15 protein-coding genes are annotated in these 18975 nt (G+C 64.7%); 10 read left to right on the top strand and 5 right to left on the bottom strand.

Annotated features, from left to right (window positions below; all coding sequences use genetic code 11):
* Window positions 1–131 precede the first annotated feature (131 nt).
* Window positions 132–1184: an NAD(P)-dependent alcohol dehydrogenase gene (locus BLV45_RS25045; protein WP_090537708.1), complete on the bottom strand. Its 1053-nt coding sequence runs from the start codon at window positions 1182–1184 to the stop codon at window positions 132–134.
* Between the two features lie 342 nt (window positions 1185–1526).
* Between BLV45_RS25045 and BLV45_RS25040 the strand changes: the two genes are divergently transcribed.
* Together BLV45_RS25040 and BLV45_RS25035 are read left to right on the top strand one after the other, a co-directional pair.
* Window positions 1527–2444: an AraC family transcriptional regulator gene (locus BLV45_RS25040; RefSeq protein ID WP_143130477.1), complete on the top strand. Its 918-nt coding sequence runs from the start codon at window positions 1527–1529 to the stop codon at window positions 2442–2444.
* A gap of 112 nt (window positions 2445–2556) precedes the next feature.
* Window positions 2557–2886: a VOC family protein gene (locus BLV45_RS25035; protein ID WP_090537705.1), complete on the top strand. Its 330-nt coding sequence runs from the start codon at window positions 2557–2559 to the stop codon at window positions 2884–2886.
* Between the two features lie 52 nt (window positions 2887–2938).
* Here BLV45_RS25035 and BLV45_RS25030 read toward each other — a convergent pair whose 3' ends face one another.
* Together BLV45_RS25030 and BLV45_RS25025 are read right to left on the bottom strand one after the other, a co-directional pair.
* Entirely contained in the window at window positions 2939–4429 is a 1491-nt protein-coding gene (locus BLV45_RS25030) for a sensor domain-containing diguanylate cyclase (RefSeq protein ID WP_090537703.1), read from the bottom strand.
* A 213-nt stretch (window positions 4430–4642) separates the two neighbouring features.
* Complete coding sequence (locus BLV45_RS25025; protein ID WP_090537701.1) at window positions 4643–4969, bottom strand: DUF4148 domain-containing protein; 327 nt, start codon at window positions 4967–4969, stop codon at window positions 4643–4645.
* A 375-nt stretch (window positions 4970–5344) separates the two neighbouring features.
* Here BLV45_RS25025 and BLV45_RS25020 point away from each other — a divergent pair, with 375 nt between their 5' ends.
* From BLV45_RS25020 to BLV45_RS25010, 3 genes are read left to right on the top strand one after another with little or no spacing between them, the layout of a single operon-like run.
* The gene (locus BLV45_RS25020) at window positions 5345–8539 is read left to right on the top strand and encodes an efflux RND transporter permease subunit (RefSeq protein ID WP_090537699.1); all 3195 of its coding nucleotides are present in this window, start codon (window positions 5345–5347) and stop codon (window positions 8537–8539) included.
* A 9-nt stretch (window positions 8540–8548) separates the two neighbouring features.
* Window positions 8549–9781, top strand: a complete 1233-nt coding sequence (locus BLV45_RS25015; protein WP_090537697.1) for an efflux RND transporter periplasmic adaptor subunit — start codon at window positions 8549–8551, stop codon at window positions 9779–9781.
* Between the two features lie 12 nt (window positions 9782–9793).
* Window positions 9794–11248 (top strand): efflux transporter outer membrane subunit, encoded by a 1455-nt coding sequence (locus tag BLV45_RS25010; protein ID WP_090537695.1) that lies wholly within the window; start codon window positions 9794–9796, stop codon window positions 11246–11248.
* Here BLV45_RS25010 and BLV45_RS25005 read toward each other — a convergent pair.
* Together BLV45_RS25005 and BLV45_RS25000 are read right to left on the bottom strand one after the other, a co-directional pair.
* On the bottom strand, window positions 11223–12638 hold the full coding sequence (locus BLV45_RS25005; RefSeq protein WP_090537693.1) for a heavy metal sensor histidine kinase: 1416 nt from the start codon (window positions 12636–12638) through the stop codon (window positions 11223–11225). The two genes, BLV45_RS25010 and BLV45_RS25005, sit on opposite strands and share 26 nt — an antisense overlap.
* A complete protein-coding gene (locus tag BLV45_RS25000) occupies window positions 12638–13315 on the bottom strand; it encodes a heavy metal response regulator transcription factor (protein ID WP_090537691.1) in 678 nt (225 codons plus the stop codon). The genes BLV45_RS25005 and BLV45_RS25000 overlap by 1 nt, the downstream gene beginning before the upstream one ends.
* A 301-nt stretch (window positions 13316–13616) precedes the next feature.
* Between BLV45_RS25000 and BLV45_RS24995 the strand changes: the two genes are divergently transcribed.
* The 5 genes from BLV45_RS24995 to BLV45_RS24975 form a co-directional block, all read left to right on the top strand.
* Entirely contained in the window at window positions 13617–14549 is a 933-nt protein-coding gene (locus BLV45_RS24995) for a 2-hydroxyacid dehydrogenase (protein WP_090537688.1), read from the top strand.
* A gap of 42 nt (window positions 14550–14591) precedes the next feature.
* Window positions 14592–15074, top strand: coding sequence for an OsmC family protein (locus BLV45_RS24990; protein ID WP_090537686.1), 483 nt, complete (start codon window positions 14592–14594; stop codon window positions 15072–15074).
* Window positions 15075–15716: 642 nt separating this feature from the next.
* Window positions 15717–17018, top strand: a complete 1302-nt coding sequence (locus BLV45_RS24985; protein ID WP_090537683.1) for a gallate dioxygenase — start codon at window positions 15717–15719, stop codon at window positions 17016–17018.
* A 152-nt stretch (window positions 17019–17170) separates the two neighbouring features.
* Window positions 17171–18520 carry an MFS transporter gene (locus BLV45_RS24980; RefSeq protein ID WP_090537681.1) on the top strand — a complete coding sequence of 450 codons (1350 nt, stop codon included), beginning with the start codon at window positions 17171–17173 and terminating at the stop codon, window positions 18518–18520.
* 65 nt (window positions 18521–18585) lie between these two features.
* On the top strand, window positions 18586–18975 hold a 390-nt coding region (locus tag BLV45_RS24975), incomplete at its 3' end, for an amidohydrolase family protein (protein WP_176954246.1).

The following is an 18975-nucleotide window of genomic DNA, read 5'->3' as shown; positions in this document are numbered from 1 at the left end:
TCACATGCGTTTAGAACGAAAAGGGGACAACGGTGTCATCGCGGAGGCGAATGACCACCAAAAGCAGCAGGCCGCGCGATCGAACCGCGCGGCCTGCATCGAGCCGCAAGACTGCCGCTTCAGTTGCGCGATTACTTGCGCATCGAATCGATGTCGATCACGAAGCGGTATTTCACGTCGCTCTTCAGCATGCGCTCATACGCCTCGTTGACCTTCTGCATCGGGATCATCTCGATGTCGGACGTGATGCCGTGCTCGCCGCAGAAGTCGAGCATTTCCTGCGTTTCCGCGATGCCGCCGATCAGCGAGCCCGCAAGACGGCGACGCTTCATGATCAGGTTGAACACCTGCGGCGACGGGTGATCGTGCTCCGGTGCGCCGACCAGCGTCATCGTGCCGTCGCGCCTGAGCAGGTTGATGAACGGGTTCAGGTCGTGCGGCGCGGCCACGGTGTTGACGATCAGGTCGAAGCTGTTCGCATGCGCCGCCATCTCGTCCGGGTTCCGCGAGATCACGACTTCGTCGGCGCCGAGGCGCTTCGCGTCTTCGATCTTCGATGTCGATGTCGTGAACAGCACGACGTGCGCACCCATCGCATGCGCGAGCTTCACGCCCATGTGGCCGAGCCCGCCGAGGCCCACGATGCCGACCTTCTTGCCCGGGCCCGCGCCCCACTGGCGCAGCGGCGAATACGTGGTGATGCCCGCGCACAGCAGCGGCGCGACGCCGGCGGGATCGAGATTCTTCGGCACGCGCAGCACAAATGCTTCATCGACGACGATGGCCGTCGAATAGCCGCCGTACGTGTTTTCGCCAGTCACGCGATCCTGGCCGTTATACGTGCCGACAAAGCCGACCTCGCAGTACTGCTCGAGACCTTCCTTGCAACTCGGACACGTGCGGCACGAATCGACGAGACAGCCGACGCCCACCAGGTCGCCGACTTTGTAGTTCGAAACCTGCGGGCCGACGGCCGTCACGCAGCCGACGATCTCGTGACCCGGAACGGCCGGATACACGGTGTTCTTCCATTCATCGCGCGCTGTATGCAGGTCGGAGTGACACACTCCGCAGAACAGCACGTCCATCTGCACGTCGTGATCGCGCAGCGCGCGGCGCTGTAGCTCGAACGGAGCGAGCTTCGATGTGGCGTCGTGCGCGGCGTAGGCATGAGTCGTGTTCACAAGACCTCCAGGAAAAATGTAAGCGCGACAGCGGGTGTCGAGGGGGAGTGCCGATGGGTTGCCGGGCGTGCCGGCAGGGTTCCCATCGTAGGGCTCGCGGTCACTCGGGGATAGACCTGATCGTCTTGAAGGTTTGCCTGATTCTCCTGGACATGCACGTTGGCGGTGGATTGGTGCTAGATTCGGAGCCTTATTCTCCTGACGGGCATCGAACCCGCCAGGCTGCTCTGGACAGGCACCGTCATGAATCTGACTCAATCAAAAACCCCGTCAAAAACCCCGTCGACACCCCAACCGGCAACCGCCCCGTGCGGCGGATTCATCAGCCCCGCGCAGAAGCGCATGGTCGGGTTGCTTGGCACGCTCGCGCCCGCCGAAGGCTATACCCATTCGTGCCTCGAAGGCGTGAGCTTCATGCGCTCGAACCGGTCGATTCCCCGCATGCCCGTGATGTACGAACCGTGCATCGTGATCGTCTGTCAGGGACGCAAGCGCGGTTATCTTGGCGACGAAGTTTTTGTCTACGACGCGCAGCAGTTTCTCGTGCTGTCCGTGCCGCTGCCGTTCGAAAGCGAGACCGAGGCGAGCGAGCAGGAACCGATGCTCGCCATCAAGATCCGCGTCGATCTCACCACCATCGCCGAGTTGCTGATGGCGTTGAACGATACGCGCGGCACGCAGCGTATCGAGCCGAAGGGCATCTATTCGACCGCGCTCGACCAGCCATTAAGCGATGCGGTGCTGCGTCTGCTCGAAGCGCTCGGCTCGCCGCTCGATGCGCGCATTCTGGGTGCGTCGATCGTGCGGGAGATTTTCTATCGCGTGCTGAAAAGCGAGCAGGGCGACGCGCTGCGCGCGGCGCTCACGCATCAGCACCACTTCGGCCGCATCGCGAAAGCGCTCCGGCTGATTCATGTGGACTACCAGGGCGATCTCGACGTCGACATGCTCGCGCGCGAAGCCGGCATGAGCCTCGCGGTATTCCATGCGCAGTTCAAGCAGGTCACGTCGACGTCGCCGATGCAGTACGTGAAGGCGACGCGGCTGCATCACGCACGTCTTCTGATGGTGCAGGACAACCTGAACGCGGGCGCGGCGGCGGCGCGCGTCGGGTATGAAAGCGCGTCGCAGTTCAGTCGCGAATTCAAGCGGCTGTTCGGGTGCAGTCCCGTGGAAGAAGTGCGGCGCATGCGCACGACGTTCGAAGTGTCGCCGCCGCGCGTGCCCACGCCGGCGCTGCGGCATGTGACGGCGGCGTAAGCGCGCGCGTTCGCGATACGGGTAATGCGGATACCAGCATGATCCGGCAACTGGTTACGGTCGCAAAGCGCCGATACGATGGCGTCACGCTTTTCGAACGGAGACCCTGATCATGAAACGTTTTCACATCGCGCTTGCCGTGGCGAACCTCGACGCCTCGATCGCCGACTACAGCGAGCGCCTCGGCCAGCCGCCGACGGCCGTCGTGCCCGGCCTCTACGCCATGTGGCGCACCGACCTGCTCAACTTCTCGATCAACGAGACGCCGGAAAAAGCCGGGCAGTTACGCCATGTCGGCTTCGAAAACGATGCCTTTGACGGCTACGCGAAGAGCGCGGACGTCAACGGGCTCGAGTGGGAACTGTTCTCCGCAGCCGAGCAGGACCGCCGGATCGTCAGCACCTATGGCGAAGCGGTCCGCATGCCGGATTCACGGACATAACGGTGCGCGCGAGCCGCTGAACGGCGGCGTCGCGTGGCGCTCAGGGCGCTCGTCAGGTCGCCGGGGTATCGCCGTTCTGGTTCGCGTAGTGCGCGCGTTTCTCCTCGTACATCAGCAGGTCCGCGCGCTGCACGGCGGCTTCGATCCGGTCGCCCTGCGGGCACGTCGCCATGCCCATCGAGAAACTCAGCGTCGAGCCCGGATAGAACTGGTTGTTCAGGTCGACGAGTTGCCGGATCGTGTCGATCATCGCCGCGCCGCCGCGTTCGTCGGTGGCGGGCAGCAGGATCGCGAATTCGTCGCCGCCGATCCGCGCCGCGTGAAACGGCGTTTCAAGCGCCTTCGCCAGCACTTCGCCGGCGCGGCGCAAGAGCGCGTCGCCGGCGGCATGGCCGAGCTGGTCGTTGACGCGTTTCAGGCCGTTGAGGTCGGCCATGATGACCGTCACCGGGAACGGCCCCTTGCGCTCGAGGCGGTTCAGTTCATCGACATAGAACGAGCGGTTGCGCAGCTTCGTCAGCACGTCGTGCTTGCCGAGGAACTCGAGGTAGGCCTCGGCCTTTTTGCGCGCGGTGATATCGGTCAGCGCGACGAGCACGAGGTCCCATTTCTGTTCGTGGCCCGGCAACACGGAAAACTGCAGGTGTACGTGCAGCTCGTTGCCTTCCAGCGAATAGTTGAGCACCTCGCGTTGCTGGAACAGCTTGTTCTCCCACAGATCGATCAGCTGGTCGCGAAAATGCGGGCGCATGTCGTCGCGAAACACGTCCTGCAGGCGCGCGAGCAGCGTTTTCTTGTCGGGCGCGACGAACATTTCGAGCGTGTGCTGGTTCACGTCGATCACGTGAATTTCCTGCATGCAGCGCTCGACAAACTCCGGATGCACATCCGTGAACACACGAAAATCGACGATGCCCGCCGCGCGCGCGCCGTCAAGCAGGCGCTTGACCGCGCTGAAATCCTCGACCCACAGCGAGACCGGCGAATGCTCGAACAGGCCGCGCGCGTACAGTTCGCCGTCGGCGATGCGGCGGCGCGCGCCTTCCAGTTCGGTGATGTCCTCGACGGCCACCAGCACGCGGTCGAGACGCGCCTCGTGGCCCGGCAGCACGTTGCCCTTCACGAGCACGTCGAGCCGGCGGCCACCCAGCGTGTAATTGACCGTCTTGCTCACGAAGTGGGTTTGACCGTCCCACAACTGGCATAGCTCCTCGATATGGGTTTTCAGCATGTCGTCGCGAAACACGCTGGCGAGGTTGTCGGTCAGCGCGTCCAGGTCGGCCGCTTCGAATTGCGCCAGCGTGCGCCGGTTGACCTTGATTACCCGTATGCACGACGAGCATTGCGCCACGCGCGCGAGATCTTCCGCGAAAAATGCCCGCAGATCGGTGACGCCTTCCGCTTTCCAGCCGTCGAAGAGCGCCTGCACACCGCTGAAGTCCTCGAGCCATAGCGAAACCGGCGCCAGCTCGAACATTTCGGTGTCGTCGCTCGCGAGCGGGCGATCGCGCAATTCACCTTGCTTACTGAGGTTATCCGGCATGACGCATCCGTAGTCGAAAGTGCGCCTATTTTAAGGCGAGTTCGGCGTCGCCAGTAGTCCGGCAGGCGGATACAAGGCCGGATGCGTGATCAGGGCACGGGGCGGGGGTGTCTTTAGCCGCATCGGCGGGTTTCAGCGGATGGCTCCGGACGGACTCCGTTCTTCGCGGTTGTCATGCTGACCGGCTGGGCCGCCCCGAGTCCCGCGCCGTTTTCAATGGCCGAAGTAGATCGAATTATCGTTGCCCGATGAAAGGGGGGCGGCCGATATGCCCGACTGCGACGAGCCGTTCATCGCAACGCCGCCCACCGACGTCTGGCCGGCCGCCGAATCCTGCGCGGCGACTTTCGCTTCGGCAGCCTGGATGGCGGCGGGATAGTGCGGATCGGTGGCGGCCGGCCGGTAACCCGCCTGTTCGAGACGCACGAGATCGGCCCGCACTTCGGCGCGCGTGACGGGACCATTGGTGGTTTGCGCAAAGGCAAGCGCAGGTGCGGCGAGGGCACAGGAGACGAGGACAGCCTTGAGCAGTGCTTTCATGATGATTCACCCATTGTTGAGTAGCGGCTGCGTTCACGATGAACGCAGCCTTGGCGCCCTTCATCGCTAATCGGGAAGGGTTGATGCCATTCTGTGCAACCGCTGCTGACCCGATGCTGTCCCGCGCATTACATGCTTGTTATCTTTTCCCTTTCATCGAATCCGACGCACCCGGTCAAAACCCTTGTTGCAACGCCAGGCGATCGAAAATCCGGCCCGTGGGTTGCGGTTTTCTCATCCGCGCAGATGACGGACTTGTAATGCGTTCGTTACTCGCGGGTAAGTGCCCGCCCGTCACACTGCCCCCCATCACGAAGCCCCGTTGCATCTTTTCGCACGGGGCATCCGGACCACCCATCGTCCAGGGGAAACGTCATGTGGATCGTCAGACTCGCGCTGCAGCGGCCTTACACGTTCATCGTGCTGGCCGTGCTGCTGTTCATCCTTGGGCCGCTCGCGATCATGCGCACGCCGACGGACATCTTTCCGAACATCGACATCCCCGTCGTCAGCATCGTCTGGTCGTACAACGGCTTTTCCGCCGAAGACATGGCGCGTCGGATCACGTCGAACTACGAGCGCGCGCTGACTTCCGACGTGGACGACATCGAGCACATCGAATCGCAGTCGTTGAACGGCGTGTCGGTGGTGAAGATATTCTTTCACCCGGGCGCCGACATCAACCGCGCCATCGCGGAAGCGGCGTCGAACTCCGCGTCGATTCTGCGCGTGCTGCCGCCCGGCACGCTGCCGCCCAACATCATCACGTACAACGCATCGACCGTGCCGGTGCTGCAGCTTGGCCTCTCCAGCGACACGCTGCCCGAACAGTCGCTCTACGATCTCGGCAACAGTTTCATCCGCACGCAGCTCGCCACGGTTCAGGGCGCCGCCGTGCCGCTGCCGTTCGGCGGCAAGATCCGTCAGATCATGGTCGAGCTCGACCCGAAAGCGCTGCAGGCAAAGGGGCTGGCTCCCATCGACGTGGTCAACGCAGTCAACGCGCAAAACCTGATACTGCCGGGAGGCACCGCGAAGATCGGCTCGCGCGAATACAACGTCGAGATGAACGGCAGCCCGGACACGGTCGCGAAGCTCAACGATCTGCCCATCAAGACGGTCAAGGGTGGCGTCGTGTATGTGCGCGACGTCGCGCACGTGATCGACGGCTACGCGCCGCAGACCAACATCGTGCGCAGCGACGGCAAGCGCGCAGCTTTGCTGCAGGTCGAAAAAACGGGAAGCGCGTCGACGCTGACGATTATCCAGCAGGTCAAGGCCATGCTGCCGAAGATCGCGGCCGGTCTGCCGAAGGCCCTGAAAATCACGCCACTGTCGGACCAGTCGGTGTTCGTGAAGGCCGCGATTTCCGGAGTCGTGCGCGAAGCCCTGATCGCCGCGTGTCTCACGGCCGCGATGATCCTGCTGTTTCTCGGCAGCTGGCGCGCGACGCTCATCATCGCCGTGTCGATTCCGCTCGCGGTGTTGACGTCGCTGATCGCACTGGCCGCGCTCGGCCAGACCATCAATATCATGACGCTCGGCGGACTCGCGCTCGCGGTCGGCATTCTGGTCGACGACGCGACCGTCGCGATCGAAAACATCACGCATCACCTCGAAAAGGGCGAGTCGCTGCATGACGCGATTCTGAACGGTTCCGGCGAAATCGCGGTGCCCACTTTCGTTTCGACGCTGTCGATCTGCATCGTGTTCGTGCCGATGTTCCTGCTATCCGGTGTTGCGCGTTATCTGTTCGTGCCGATGGCCGAGGCAGTCGTGTTCGCGATGTGCGCGTCGTACTTTTTCTCGCGCACGCTGGTGCCGACGCTCGCGATGTATCTGATGCGCGCGCCATCGAAATCTGGTGTTCCGGCGCCGCGCCGCCGCAACGCGTTTGCCCGCTTTCAGGTCCGCTTCGAGCATCGCTTCGAGGCGCTGCGCAACCGCTATCGCACCGTGCTGCAACGTGCGATCACGACGCGCCGGCGCTTTCTCCCGATCTATTTCGCGCTCTGTCTTGCTTCGCTCGCGCTGATTCCGTTCGCGGGCCGCGACTTCTTTCCCGCTGTCGACACGGGAGAAATCCGTCTGCATCTGCGCGCACCGACAGGCACGCGAATCGAGGAAACCGCGCGCCTGACCGATCAGGTCGAAGCGAAGATCCGCACGGTGATTCCGAAGTCGGAGCAGGCCGCCGTGCTCGACAACATCGGCGTGCCGGTGAGCGGCATCAACCTGACATACGACTCGTCGGACCCGATTGGCTCCGAAGACGCCGACATCATGATCACGCTGAAGCCGAACCACAAACCCACCGCGCAATATGTCGCGCAACTGCGCAACATGCTGTCCGCGGCATTTCCGGGTGTGACGTTCGCGTTCCTGCCCGCCGACATCGTCAGCCAGATCCTGAACTTCGGGCTGCCCGCGCCGATCGACGTGCAGATCGTCGGCAACAGGCTCGCGGAAAACCGTGTTGTCGCCAACCGTCTGCTGGCACGACTGCGCGGCGTGCGCGGCCTTGTCGACGCGCGTATCCAGCAGCCCGGCGACGAACCAGCCATCAACGTCGACGTCGACCGTACGAAGGCGATGCAGGCGGGCCTCACGCAGCGCGACGTCGCGCAGAACCTGTTGATCGCGCTCTCCGGCAGCTCGCAGACCACGCCGAACTTCTGGCTCGACCCGAAAAACGGCGTCAGCTATCCGCTGATGGCCGAAGTGCCGCAATACGACATTCATTCGCTGCAAACGCTCTCGAACATTCCGTTGACGACCCGCCAGGTCACGGCCGGTCCGCAAAACCAGCTCGGCGCGCTCGGCACGATGTCGCGCGGCTCGCAACAGGCCGTCGTCTCGCACTACAACGTGCAACCCGTGCTCGACATTTTCGCGTCGACGCAAGGACGCGATCTGGGCGGCGTCGCGTCCGACGTCACGAAGCTCGTCGATGAGGCGCGCGCGCAGTTGCCGCCCGGCTCGTCGATCGTGATTCGCGGGCAGGTGCAATCGATGAACGAATCGTTCGCTGGTCTCGGCGCAGGGCTTGCGTTCGCGATTGCGCTCGTCTACCTGCTGATGGTCGTGAACTTTCAGTCGTGGCTCGATCCGCTGATCATCATCAGCGGTCTGCCGAGCTCGCTGGCGGGCATTGCGTGGATGCTGTTCGTGACGCACACGACGTTGAGCGTGCCCGCGCTGACGGGAACCATCCTCTGCATCGGCATCGCAACGGCGAACAGCATCCTCGTGATCAACACCGCCCGCGAGTCGCTGCAACGCGGTGTCGAGCCGCTCGCGGCCGCGCTCGATGCGGGCTTCAACCGCTTTCGTCCCGTGTTGATGACGGCGCTCGCGATGCTGATCGGCATGCTGCCGATGGCGCTCGGCCTCGGCGACGGCGGCGAGCAGAACGCGCCGCTCGGACGCGCGGTGATCGGCGGCCTCGCGATCGGCACGCTGTCGACGCTGATGTTCGTGCCCGTCGTGTTCGGGATGGTGCATGCGTGGCTAGCAAAGCGCCACGCGCACCGTCCCGCCGATGCATCGCTGACCACACACGCTCAATAAGGAACCGCCATGACTACGCCCGATCTGTCGTCGAAGCGCGACGCGTCCACGTGTACGGACGTCGTGCCCGTTTCGCCCGCCGCTGCGAACACGGAGCCCGTGAAGCGCCGCCGCTTCATGTTGCCGGTCGCGCTCGCGGCAGTCGTCGCCGCGTTGCTGGCCATCGGCATCGTGCCGCGTCTGCATGCAGGCACGGCGCTCACGCAGCAGGTCGACGCGCAGCGCGAACTGACCGTCGAAACGGTCACGCCGGCACGCGCACCGGTTTCGCAGGAACTGTTGTTGCCCGGCTCCGTGATGCCGTACGCCGACGCGTCGATCTATGCGCGCACGAGCGGCTATATCCAGCACTGGTACGCGGACATTGGCACGAAGGTCAAGGCCGGTCAGACGCTTGCGGACATCGAAACGCCCGAGCTCGACGCGCAGCTGAAGCAGGCGCGCGCCGACGAAGCCACGGCAAAAGCCAACTACGCGTTCGCGAACAGCACCGCGCAGCGCTGGCAGACGATGCTGAAAACACAGTCTGTTTCGCAGCAGGACACCGATGCGAAGACGAGCGACAGCGAGGCAAAGCGCGCGGCGCTGCAGGCCGCGCAGGCGAACGTCGCGCGGCTCGCCGAAATGGTGTCGTACGAGAAAGTCACCGCGCCGTTCGACGGCGTCGTCACGATACGCAACGTCGACGTGGGCGCACTGGTGACGTCGGGTGGCTCGCCTGGGCTCGCGGGCATGCCGGGCGAACTCTTCCATATCGAACAGACCGGCCGCCTGCGCATCTTCGTCAACGTGCCCCAGGACGACGCCAGCAACATCCCGGTCGGCACGCAGGTCTATCTGACGACGCAGCAATATCCCGGGCGCCGGTTCACCGCCACCGTGGCGCGCACCGCCGATGCGATCGATCCCGTCAGCCGGACGTTGCGCGTCGAGGTCGACGTCGACAATCACAACGGTGCGTTAATGCCGGGCGCGTATGCGCAGGTGCATCTCGCGCTGCGGACCGCACATCCCGCACTCGAGCTCCCCGTCAGCGCGTTGCTGTTCAGGCCCGATGGCGTGACTGTCGCGGTGGTCGGCCAGAACGACACAGTGCAGCTGAAAACGGTAACGATCGGCCGCGACTTCGGCACGTATGTGGAAGTGGCGACAGGCGTCGATGCAACGGACCGGGTAATCAACAATCCCGGCGACGCGATCAGCAGCGGCGAAGCGGTGCGCATCGCTGCGCTCCACCGCTAGGCGAGGCCGGTCATGCTAACCCTGTCCGTTCCGTTCCTTCGCAAGACGCTCGCGGCCGGCGTTGCCTGCGCGCTGACAGCGTGCTCCACACTGCCTTCGTACACGAAGCCCGATGTCGCCGTGCCCGACCACTATGCGGGCACGGCCGCGCCTGGCTGGACCGTCGCCGTGCCCGCCGACGCGCAGCCGCGCGGCCCCTGGTGGACGCTATTCAACGACGACGAGCTGAACCGTCTCGAAGCCCGCATCGACGTGTCCAACCAGACCGTGGCCAAAGCGGTCGCGCAATTGCAGGCCGCGCGTGCCATGGTCGACTATCAGCGCTCGGGCTACGCGCCCGTGATCGCCGCCGGCGCCGCGCAGTCGCGCACGCGCCTGTCGCAGAACGTGCTCGGCCATTCGCTTGCTGGCCAGACCGTGCCCGATTATTCCGTGGGTGTATCGGCGAGCTGGGAGCCGGACCTGTTCGGCCGCGTGAAGGATGCAACCGTCAACGCGCGCGACAACGCACAGGCAAGCGAGGCCGATCTGGAATCGGTGCGCCTGTCGGTCGCGAGCGATCTCGCGCTCGACTACTTCGACCTGCGCTCGCTCGACCGGCAAAAGAAACTGCTCGACGATTCCGTCACCGCGTACGCCGCCGCATTGAACATCGTGCAACAGCAGCTGAAAGACGGCGCAATCGATGCCTCCGCCGTCGCGCAAGCCCAGACGCAGCTCGAAAGCACGCGCACGATGGACAGCGACATCGACGTGCAACGCGCCCAGCTGCAACACGCGATCGCGACGCTAATCGGTGTGCCCGCTTCGTCGTTCGCGCTTCGGCAGCAGGTACGCGACATCGCGTTGCCGCGGATACCCGTGGGCCTGCCGTCGCAACTGCTCGAACGCAGGCCGGACATCGCCGCTGCCGAGCGGCGCGTCGCGGCGGCCAACGCGCAGGTCGGCGAGGCCCATGCGGCGTTCTATCCCGACCTGACGCTCTCCGCCACAGCGGGGCTCGAGAGCACGTTCTTCGCACCGTGGCTCACCGCGCCGAGCCTGTTCTGGTCGATCGGCGCGCAACTGGCCGGCACGCTGTTCGACGGCGGTCGCCGCGACGCCGCGCTGAAAGGCGCAAACGCGCAGTACGACGGCGCGGTCGCCGGTTACCGGCAAACGGTGCTGGTTGCGTTTCAACAGGTCGAGGACAACCTCTGCGCGATCACCACGCTCGCGAGTGAAGCGGATAGCCAGCAGCGTGCGACGTCGGCGGCAGAACTGTCGCTGAAGCTCACGATGAACCGTTATCAGGCCGGCGCGGTCAGCTATCTCGACGTCGTCACCGCGCAGACCATCGCGCTCACCAACGAGCGCACGGCCGACCAGATCGACGCGCGCCGCGTCGATGCGAGCGTGCAGTTGCTCAAGGCACTGGGCGGCGGCTGGGATCGCGCGACGCTTACCGACGCACGAACGTCAGAATGAAGCGCGTGCTGGCCGCGTCGCTTTCGGCGTGTGCCGTGCCGCCGTGCAGGTCCATGATCGTGCGGACGATCGCGAGCCCGAGTCCGGTCGAACCCGTCGCCTTCGGATCGCTCCTGCGCGAAGGGTCGGCGCGATAAAAGCGGTCGAAAACCCGCTCGAGCAACGAAGGATCGATCGGCGCGCCCTGGTTCGCGACGGTCACGCGCAGCCCGTGCGGCGTTTCTTCCGCGCCCAGGGTGATCGTGCCGCCACGCGGCGTATAGCGGATCGCGTTGGCGAGCAGATTGCCGAGCGCGCGGCGGAACAGTTCGACGTCGGCACGCAGACGGCCGCCGCCCGTCACCTGCAGGCGCACGCCTGCATCGTCGGCCACGCCTTCGAAGTATTCGGCGATGCGCTCGAGTTCCTTCGCGGCATCCAGTTCGCTCAGCGTCGTGACGAACCGCGGATGTTCGGCGCGCGCGAGAAACAGCACGCTTTCGATCATTCGCGACATCCGCTCGCATTCTTCGAGGTTCGACGCCAGCAGCGACTGATACTCGTCGGCGGAGCGCGGACGCGCGAGCGCCACTTCCGTTGAGCCGCGCAGGTTGCCTAGCGGCGTGCGCAGATCGTGCGCGAGATCGGCCGTGTATTGCGACATGCGTTGAAAGCCGCCATGCAGACGGTCGAGCATCGCGTTCAGCGAGACGACCAGCGCGGCGAGTTCATTCGGCACGTTATCGGCCGGTATACGCGTGTCGAGCCTGTCGACGGTGATCGTCGCGGCGCTGCCCGCCATGTTGCGCAAGGGCCGCAGCGATTCGCGCACCAGCATCCAGCTCATCAGGAACGCAAGCAGCACGCCGGCAAAACCCGCGCCATACAGACGCTCGCGATAGCGATCGAGCAGCCGCCAGCGGTCCGTCATGTTGCGCGCGATGACCAGCGTGACGGGCGTGCCGTCGCGCAGCACCGTATCGGCTGCCAGCCCGCGCACCGGCACGCCCAGCGCGGTGTGCCATTCGACGATGTCGCTCTCCGTGATGCGCTGCGACGCGCCGAGGCGGCTCGCCAGTGCGGGCGAAGGCACCCCCGGGTCGGCGATGCCCGCCGTGTTGTGCTCGAACACAAGGTTGCGGTCCTGGTCGCGCACGGCCATCGACATCGCGAGGTTGCCCAGCACCTGGCTCGTCAACCGGTCCGCATGGCCGCGCAAATCGGCAAGCGTGCCGAGCTCCTGCGCGAGACGTCGGGTATGGCGTGAGATCAGCACGATGTCGAGGTCGTCCTGCTGCTTCACCTGGCGGTCGATCGCGAAATACAGCACGCTGCCCACCAGCGCGAACACCACCAGCGTCGTCCCGGCGAAGGCAAGCGCAAGCGCCGTGGTCAGCGAGCGCGCGACCATCAATCGGCCTCTTTCACTTCGATGACGTAGCCGACGCCGCGCACCGTCTGGATCAGCTTGACCGGGAAGTCGTCGTCGATCTTCGCGCGCAGCCGGCGAATCGCCACTTCAACCACGTTCGTGTCGCTGTCGAAGTTCATGTCCCACACATACGACGCGATCTGCGTGCGGCTCAGCACTTCACCCTGACGGCGCGCGAGCAGTTGCAGCAGCGAGAATTCGCGCGGCGTCAGATCGATGCGCGTGTTGCCGCGCCGCACGCGCCGGCGGTTCACGTCGACTTCCAGATCGCCCACCTTCAGCAATTCGCTCTCGCGCGGTGGGCCGCGCCGAGCCAGCGTGCGCACCCGCGCGAGCAGTTCGACGAAGGCGAACGGCTTCACGAGATAGTCGTCGCCGCCCAGTTCGAGGCCGCGCACACGATCGCTGACGTCGTCACGCGCGGTGAGGAACAGCACGGGCGTGGCGTGCGTGGCGCGCAACGCTTTCAGCACGGCCCAGCCATCCATGGTCGGCAGCATCACGTCGAGCACGATCACGTCGTAGTTCTGTTCCTGCGCGAGCAGCAGGCCATCGGCGCCGTCGCTGGCGACGTCGACGGAATACCCCGACTCCTCGAGTCCCTTCTTCAGGTACGCGCCCGTTTTCGGTTCGTCTTCGACAACCAGGATTCGCATGACAGGCTCCGGCGGCAATGGATCAATCGACCAATTTTACGGGCATCGTACGTTCAATGCCCGCACGCCGCGCGGGTCGGCGTTCAATCGTCAACGCTTTCCGGCACTTTGATCCGTGACCTGTTGCAGGCGTGAAGACGCTGTCAGTCCGTCGGACAGGAGTCGCGCCCAGTCGTCGGGGGGATGCCCGCGTTCGAGCATCCGGCGAAAGACCCGCCGGCTCCCTGCGCGGTGACGCAGGTATACTTCTCCAGCCACAGCTTTCTCAACCAGCGTTTTCAACCACGATCGCCGCCGGGTCATGAAGCCTTCCTTGCTGGTCCTGATTCCCCTTGACGGGGAGAGTCTCGCGGACATCTCCGCATCGTTCGATCTCATCCACGCACCCACACCGGCGCAGCGCACCGAGGCCATCGCCCGTCACGGCGACGCGATCCGGGCTGTGCTGACCAACGGCACGACGGGGCTGACCGCCGACGAAATCGACCGGCTCGCGCAACTCGAATTCGTCAGCGCGCTCGGCGCCGGCTACGAAAACGTCGCGCTCGATCATACGCGTACACGCGGCATCGTGACGGTGAACGGCGCGGGAGCCAACGACAACTGCGTCGCCGATCACGCGTTCGCGCTGCTGCTGGCGGCCGTGCGCGACGTGCCGCGGCGCGATCGCGCCACCCGCGAGGGCGTGTGGCGCGACGTGCTGCCGATGCGTCCGACGGTGTCCGGCAAGCGGCTTGGCATTGTCGGTCTCGGCAACATCGGCGAGAAGGTCGCGCGGCGCGCGGCCGGCTTCGATCTCGAAACCGGTTATCACAATCGCAAACCGCGTGAAGGCGCGACGTGCCGTTATTTCGACAGCGTGCTGTCGCTCGCGCAGTGGAGCGACTACCTCGTCGTGACGACGCCGGGCGGCGCGTCGACCCGTCATCTGATCGACCGGACCGTGCTCGATGCGCTCGGGCCGGCGGGCTTTCTCGTCAACGTGTCGCGCGGCAGCGTGGTCGATACGGCCGCGCTCGCGGCGGCGTTGAAGACGGGCGCGATTGCCGGCGCCGGGCTCGACGTCTACGAAAGCGAGCCGCAACCGCCGGAGGCGCTGATCGCATTGCCGAACGTCGTGCTGACGCCGCACGTCGGCGGGACTTCGCCGGAATCGGTCGCGGCGACGGTGCGCAACTTCATCGACAACGCCACGCGCCATTTCGCGGGCGAACCGGTGCTCACGCCGATCTGACCGGTTTCGCTGCTCTGGTTTCCGACCCTGGGAATTGCTCACATGACCTTGCATACAGCAGTCGTCGAATGGAACGGTAACGGCAGCACGTTTACCGATAATCGCTACAGCCGCGCGCATCGCTGGACGTTCGACGGCGGTGCGGTCGTGCCTGCGTCGAGTTCACCGCATGTCGTGCGCGTGCCGTTTTCGGATCCCGCTGCTGTCGATCCGGAAGAGGCTTATGTGGCCGCGCTGTCGAGTTGTCACATGCTGTGGTTTCTGTCGATCGCGGCGCAACGGGGCTATGCGGTCGCGGCGTATCGCGATGAAGCAGAAGGCGCGATGGCGAAAAACGACGAAGGCAAGGAAGTCGTCACGCGCGTGGTGCTGAAGCCGCTCGTCACGTTTACCGGCGAAAAAATGCCCACCGACGACGCGCTGCATCAACTGCATCACGCCGCACACGATGCGTGCTATCTGGCGAACTCGGTCAAGACGCGGATCGACGTCGAGGGGACCTGGGCGTACGACACGGCCCGTTAAAGCCTTACTTAAGGCGCGCCCACGCTGCCAGCCCGATCCGGGCTGGCGATTGCTCCTGGGTTGCGATAGCCCGGTTTCCCCCGATGAATCCACGCTTCACGCTGGATCCCCGCGTGCAAAGCGCACAGGCCGCGCTCGTTCGCTGGCTTGATGGTCCATCGGCCATTACCTCACCGCTACATCCTTCCACCATCCACCGGCATCGCCGCGCTGGCGCGCGCCCGTCCTGTTGCGACTTGATTTCCATCCCATCTGTTCTGTTTATCGGCTGGTGTTTCAGCGATGACGCGGCAAATTTTATCCTTCAGATATCTGAACCTGCCTTGAAGCCTTGATGCGTGGGGCTCCAGCGAGATTCACGATCCTCTGCCGCGATAGGTGGATGAGCCGGAAACAGCTCATTTTCGCCAACGCATCTCGTTAACCCGCCCTTCCGGCGATGAGGCCGTCTGACTACATTCGGCCCAGGCACGTAACGGCACAGCCCGATCGAAATCCACGATGACGCTGGCGCGCGAAGCGGCGTTCATGACAGGCATCGCGGTTTCAACACGCATGCGGAGATCACGCGCATCGGTGGTTTGCCCAGGGCTGACGGGTGAGTTGGCCCGAACGTATGAATGCGCTTTAAGGAGTAGAGGCATGGCACGAATCATCGGAGGCATTGCGGCCTCGCACACCCCCACCATCGGCTTTGCGTTCGACAAGAACAAGCGTGACGACCCCGTATGGGCGCCGATCTTCGAGAATTTCGCACCGCTCGCGGACTGGCTCGCCGACCGCAAGCCCGACGTGATCCTGCTGATCTACAACGATCACGTTACCTCGTTTTTCTTCGACCACTATTCGGCGTTCACGCTGGGCGTCGGGCAGCAATGGCAGGTCGCCGACGAGGGCGGCGGCGCGCGCGACCTGCCGCCAGTCAACGGGCATCCGGCGCTTGCCGCGCACATCGGCGCATCGCTGATGGCCGACGAGTTCGACATGTCCTTCTTCCAGAACAAGGCGCTCGATCACGGCTGCTTTTCGCCGCTGTCGATGCTGTGCCCGCACAAGCCCGAATGGCCCGTGAAACTGGTGCCGCTGCAGATGGGCGTGCTGCAAATGCCGGTCCCGTCTGCCCGCCGGTTTTACAGGCTCGGGCAGGCGCTGCGGCGTGCCATCGAAAGCTATCCGGAAGATCTCAAGGTCGCGATTGTCGCGACCGGTGGCTTGTCGCATCAGGTGCATGGAGAGCGCGCCGGTTTCAACAACACGGAATGGGACCAGCGCTTTCTCGACCTGCTGGAGCGCGACCCCGAGCAGCTCGCCGGGATGACGATCGCCGAATACGCGGAGCTGGGCGGCTACGAGGGCTCGGAGGTGGTGATGTGGCTGACGATGCGCGGCGCGCTGTCGGCGAACGTCGTGTGTACGCATCGCAGCTACTACCTGCCTTCGATGGCCGGCATCGCAACCGCCATCTACGAAGGCGAGGGCAGCGATACGGCACCCGCCGCGCTCGAGCGTCACCGGCGTCATATGGCGAGCGAGCTGGACGGCATCGGGAAACTCGAAGGCACGTATCCGTTCACGATCGAAGTCGCGGTCCGCGCCTACCGGATCAACGACTACCTGCATCGCATGATCGAGCCGGCGCATCGCGAGGCGTTCCTGCGCGATCCGGAAGCGAGCTTCGAGGCGGCGGCGTTGACCGAAGAAGAGCGGGACCTGGTTCGCCGACGCGACTGGCGCGGCCTTCTGCACTACGGCGTGATCTTCTTCATGCTCGAGAAGCTCGGCGCCGTGACCGGCGTGTCGAACCTGCACATCTACGCAGCGATGCGCGGCGAAACGCTGGAAGCGTTTCAGCGCACGCGTAATGCGCCCGGCGCGCTGTATTCGGTGGCGGGCAAGACGGCCGGAAAGCTGGACTGGGACAGCGGAGAAAAAGAGAAGCGCTGACTGGCGGATCGATTCCGGGCGCGTTTCGTTCGTCGTGCGGTTTGGGCCTGAAAGGCAACGAGAGCGCAACAAGTGCGCGGGGACGCATGCACCCGGCAACGACGATCACAGTCGCGCCATGAAACCAGAACAAGGGAGACAGGAGAACAGCGATGACAAGTGGAAAAACAATTGATATCAAGGCTTTTATCGACGCACGCGGCATCTCGCCGTACCAGTGGTTGCTGGTGGCGCTGTGCTTTCTCATCGTCATGGCGGATGGCATGGACGTCGCCATCATGGGCTTCGTCGCGCCGTCGATCATTCACGACTGGGGGATTTCGCGTCCTGAGTTCGGCCTCGTGATGAGCGCGGCGCCGCTCGGTCTCGTGATCGGCGCGCTGGTGGCCGGCCCCGCTTCGGACCGCATCGGACGCAAGTGGGTGTTGATTGCCTCGGTGTTTCTGTTCGGCGTCTTCACGATCATGACGGCATCGACGCACTCGCCGATGGAGATGGCGGTACTGCGACTGCTGTCGGGCATCGGCCTCGGCGCCGCCATGCCGAACACGACGACGCTGCTCTCGGAATACGCGCCGCAGCGCAAGCGCGCGCTCCTGATCACCATCATGTTCACCGGCTTCAACCTGGGCTCGGCCCTGATCGGTTTTGCCGCCGGCTGGCTGATTCCGGCACATGGCTGGCGCTCGGTGCTGATTTTTGGCGGCGCGTTGCCGCTTGTGCTGATCCCGCTGCAAATCTGGCTGCTTCCCGAGTCGGCGCGTCTGCTGGCGGTGCGCGGTGCGTCCCCCGCGCGGATTGGCGCGGTGCTCGGCCGGGTGAGCGGCGCCCGTTTTGCCGGTGACGAAGTGTTCGTCTCCAGCGAACCGCCGCTGCCGACGCGCAAGCCTATTGGCGTGCTGTTCTCGCAGGGATACGGCTTGATGACGGGCGCGCTGTGGGTCACGTACTTCATGGGCCTGCTCGTCATCTATCTGCTGACCGGCTGGCTGCCGACGCTGATGAAGGACGCCGGGCTCACGGTCACCACGGCCGCGAACGTGACGGCGATGTTCCAGATCGGCGGCACGATTGGCGCGATCTGCGTCGGCTGGCTGATGGACAAGGTCCGTCCGGCACCCGTGATCAGCGCGGCCTATGTGGGCGGCGGCCTGTGCGTGCTCGCGCTGGGCTGGATCGGCGCGTTGTCCTCGTCGCTGACCCTGCTCGTTTTCGCCGCGGGCTTCTGCATGAGCGGCGCGCAGACCGGCCTGAACGCCTTTGCGCCGAGCCGTTACCCGACGGTCGCGCGCGCCACCGGCGTCAGCTGGATGCTCGGCATGGGCCGCTTCGGCAGCATCTTTGGTTCGGCGATTGGCGGCGCGCTGCTCGGGCTCGGCTGGCAGTTCGGCGCGATCCTCGCGATGCTGGCCGTTCCCGCCACGCTGGCCGCGATCGCCATTCTGCTCGCACAGCGCGTGAGAGCAGGGGAAACGAGCGCTCAACCCACCGCGGCACATTGAAGAAGGCGGCGCGCACGGCATTCGTGACATCGCGCCGGTAACCAACCCAGTTGTCAGGAGCGACGATGATCATCGATATTCACGGCCACTACACCACCGCGCCAAAAGCGCTGGAGGCGTGGCGCAACCGCCAGATCGCGGGCATCGGCAGTCCTTCGGAGACGCCGAAGGTCTCCGAGCTGCAGATCAGCGACGACGCGCTGTGCGAGTCGATCGAAAGCAACCAGCTGAAGCTCATGCGCGAGCGCGGCCTCGACCTGACCATCTTCAGCCCGCGCGCGAGCTTCATGGCGCATCACATCGGCGACTTCCAGGTCTCGAGCACGTGGGCCGCGATCTGCAACGAGCTGTGTTACCGCGTGAGCCAGCTGTTTCCCGAGCACTTCGTGCCCGCCGCGATGCTGCCGCAAAGCCCCGGCGTGGACGTCGCCACCTGCATTCCCGAACTCGTCAGA

The sequence above is a fragment of the Paraburkholderia sartisoli genome, assembly GCF_900107685.1.
Classification (GTDB): Bacteria; Pseudomonadota; Gammaproteobacteria; order Burkholderiales; family Burkholderiaceae; genus Paraburkholderia; species Paraburkholderia sartisoli.
The sequence above is the reverse complement of the archived record's forward strand: the minus strand, read 5'-3'. Positions and strand labels throughout refer to the sequence as shown.

What these genes read in the sequence shown, in the direction of transcription:
- BLV45_RS25040 (WP_143130477.1), top strand. Translation starts at nt 1,527, where the DNA reads ATGGTCGGGTTGCTTGGCACGCTCGCGCCCGCCGAAGGCTATACCCAT.
- BLV45_RS25035 (WP_090537705.1), top strand. Translation starts at nt 2,557, where the DNA reads ATGAAACGTTTTCACATCGCGCTTGCCGTGGCGAACCTCGACGCCTCG.
- BLV45_RS25030 (WP_090537703.1), bottom strand. Translation starts at nt 4,429, where the DNA reads ATGCCGGATAACCTCAGTAAGCAAGGTGAATTGCGCGATCGCCCGCTC.
- BLV45_RS25025 (WP_090537701.1), bottom strand. Translation starts at nt 4,969, where the DNA reads ATGAAAGCACTGCTCAAGGCTGTCCTCGTCTCCTGTGCCCTCGCCGCA.
- BLV45_RS25020 (WP_090537699.1), top strand. Translation starts at nt 5,345, where the DNA reads ATGTGGATCGTCAGACTCGCGCTGCAGCGGCCTTACACGTTCATCGTG.
- BLV45_RS25015 (WP_090537697.1), top strand. Translation starts at nt 8,549, where the DNA reads ATGACTACGCCCGATCTGTCGTCGAAGCGCGACGCGTCCACGTGTACG.
- BLV45_RS25010 (WP_090537695.1), top strand. Translation starts at nt 9,794, where the DNA reads ATGCTAACCCTGTCCGTTCCGTTCCTTCGCAAGACGCTCGCGGCCGGC.
- BLV45_RS25005 (WP_090537693.1), bottom strand. Translation starts at nt 12,638, where the DNA reads ATGGTCGCGCGCTCGCTGACCACGGCGCTTGCGCTTGCCTTCGCCGGG.
- BLV45_RS25000 (WP_090537691.1), bottom strand. Translation starts at nt 13,315, where the DNA reads ATGCGAATCCTGGTTGTCGAAGACGAACCGAAAACGGGCGCGTACCTG.
- BLV45_RS24995 (WP_090537688.1), top strand. Translation starts at nt 13,617, where the DNA reads ATGAAGCCTTCCTTGCTGGTCCTGATTCCCCTTGACGGGGAGAGTCTC.
- BLV45_RS24990 (WP_090537686.1), top strand. Translation starts at nt 14,592, where the DNA reads ATGACCTTGCATACAGCAGTCGTCGAATGGAACGGTAACGGCAGCACG.
- BLV45_RS24985 (WP_090537683.1), top strand. Translation starts at nt 15,717, where the DNA reads ATGGCACGAATCATCGGAGGCATTGCGGCCTCGCACACCCCCACCATC.
- BLV45_RS24980 (WP_090537681.1), top strand. Translation starts at nt 17,171, where the DNA reads ATGACAAGTGGAAAAACAATTGATATCAAGGCTTTTATCGACGCACGC.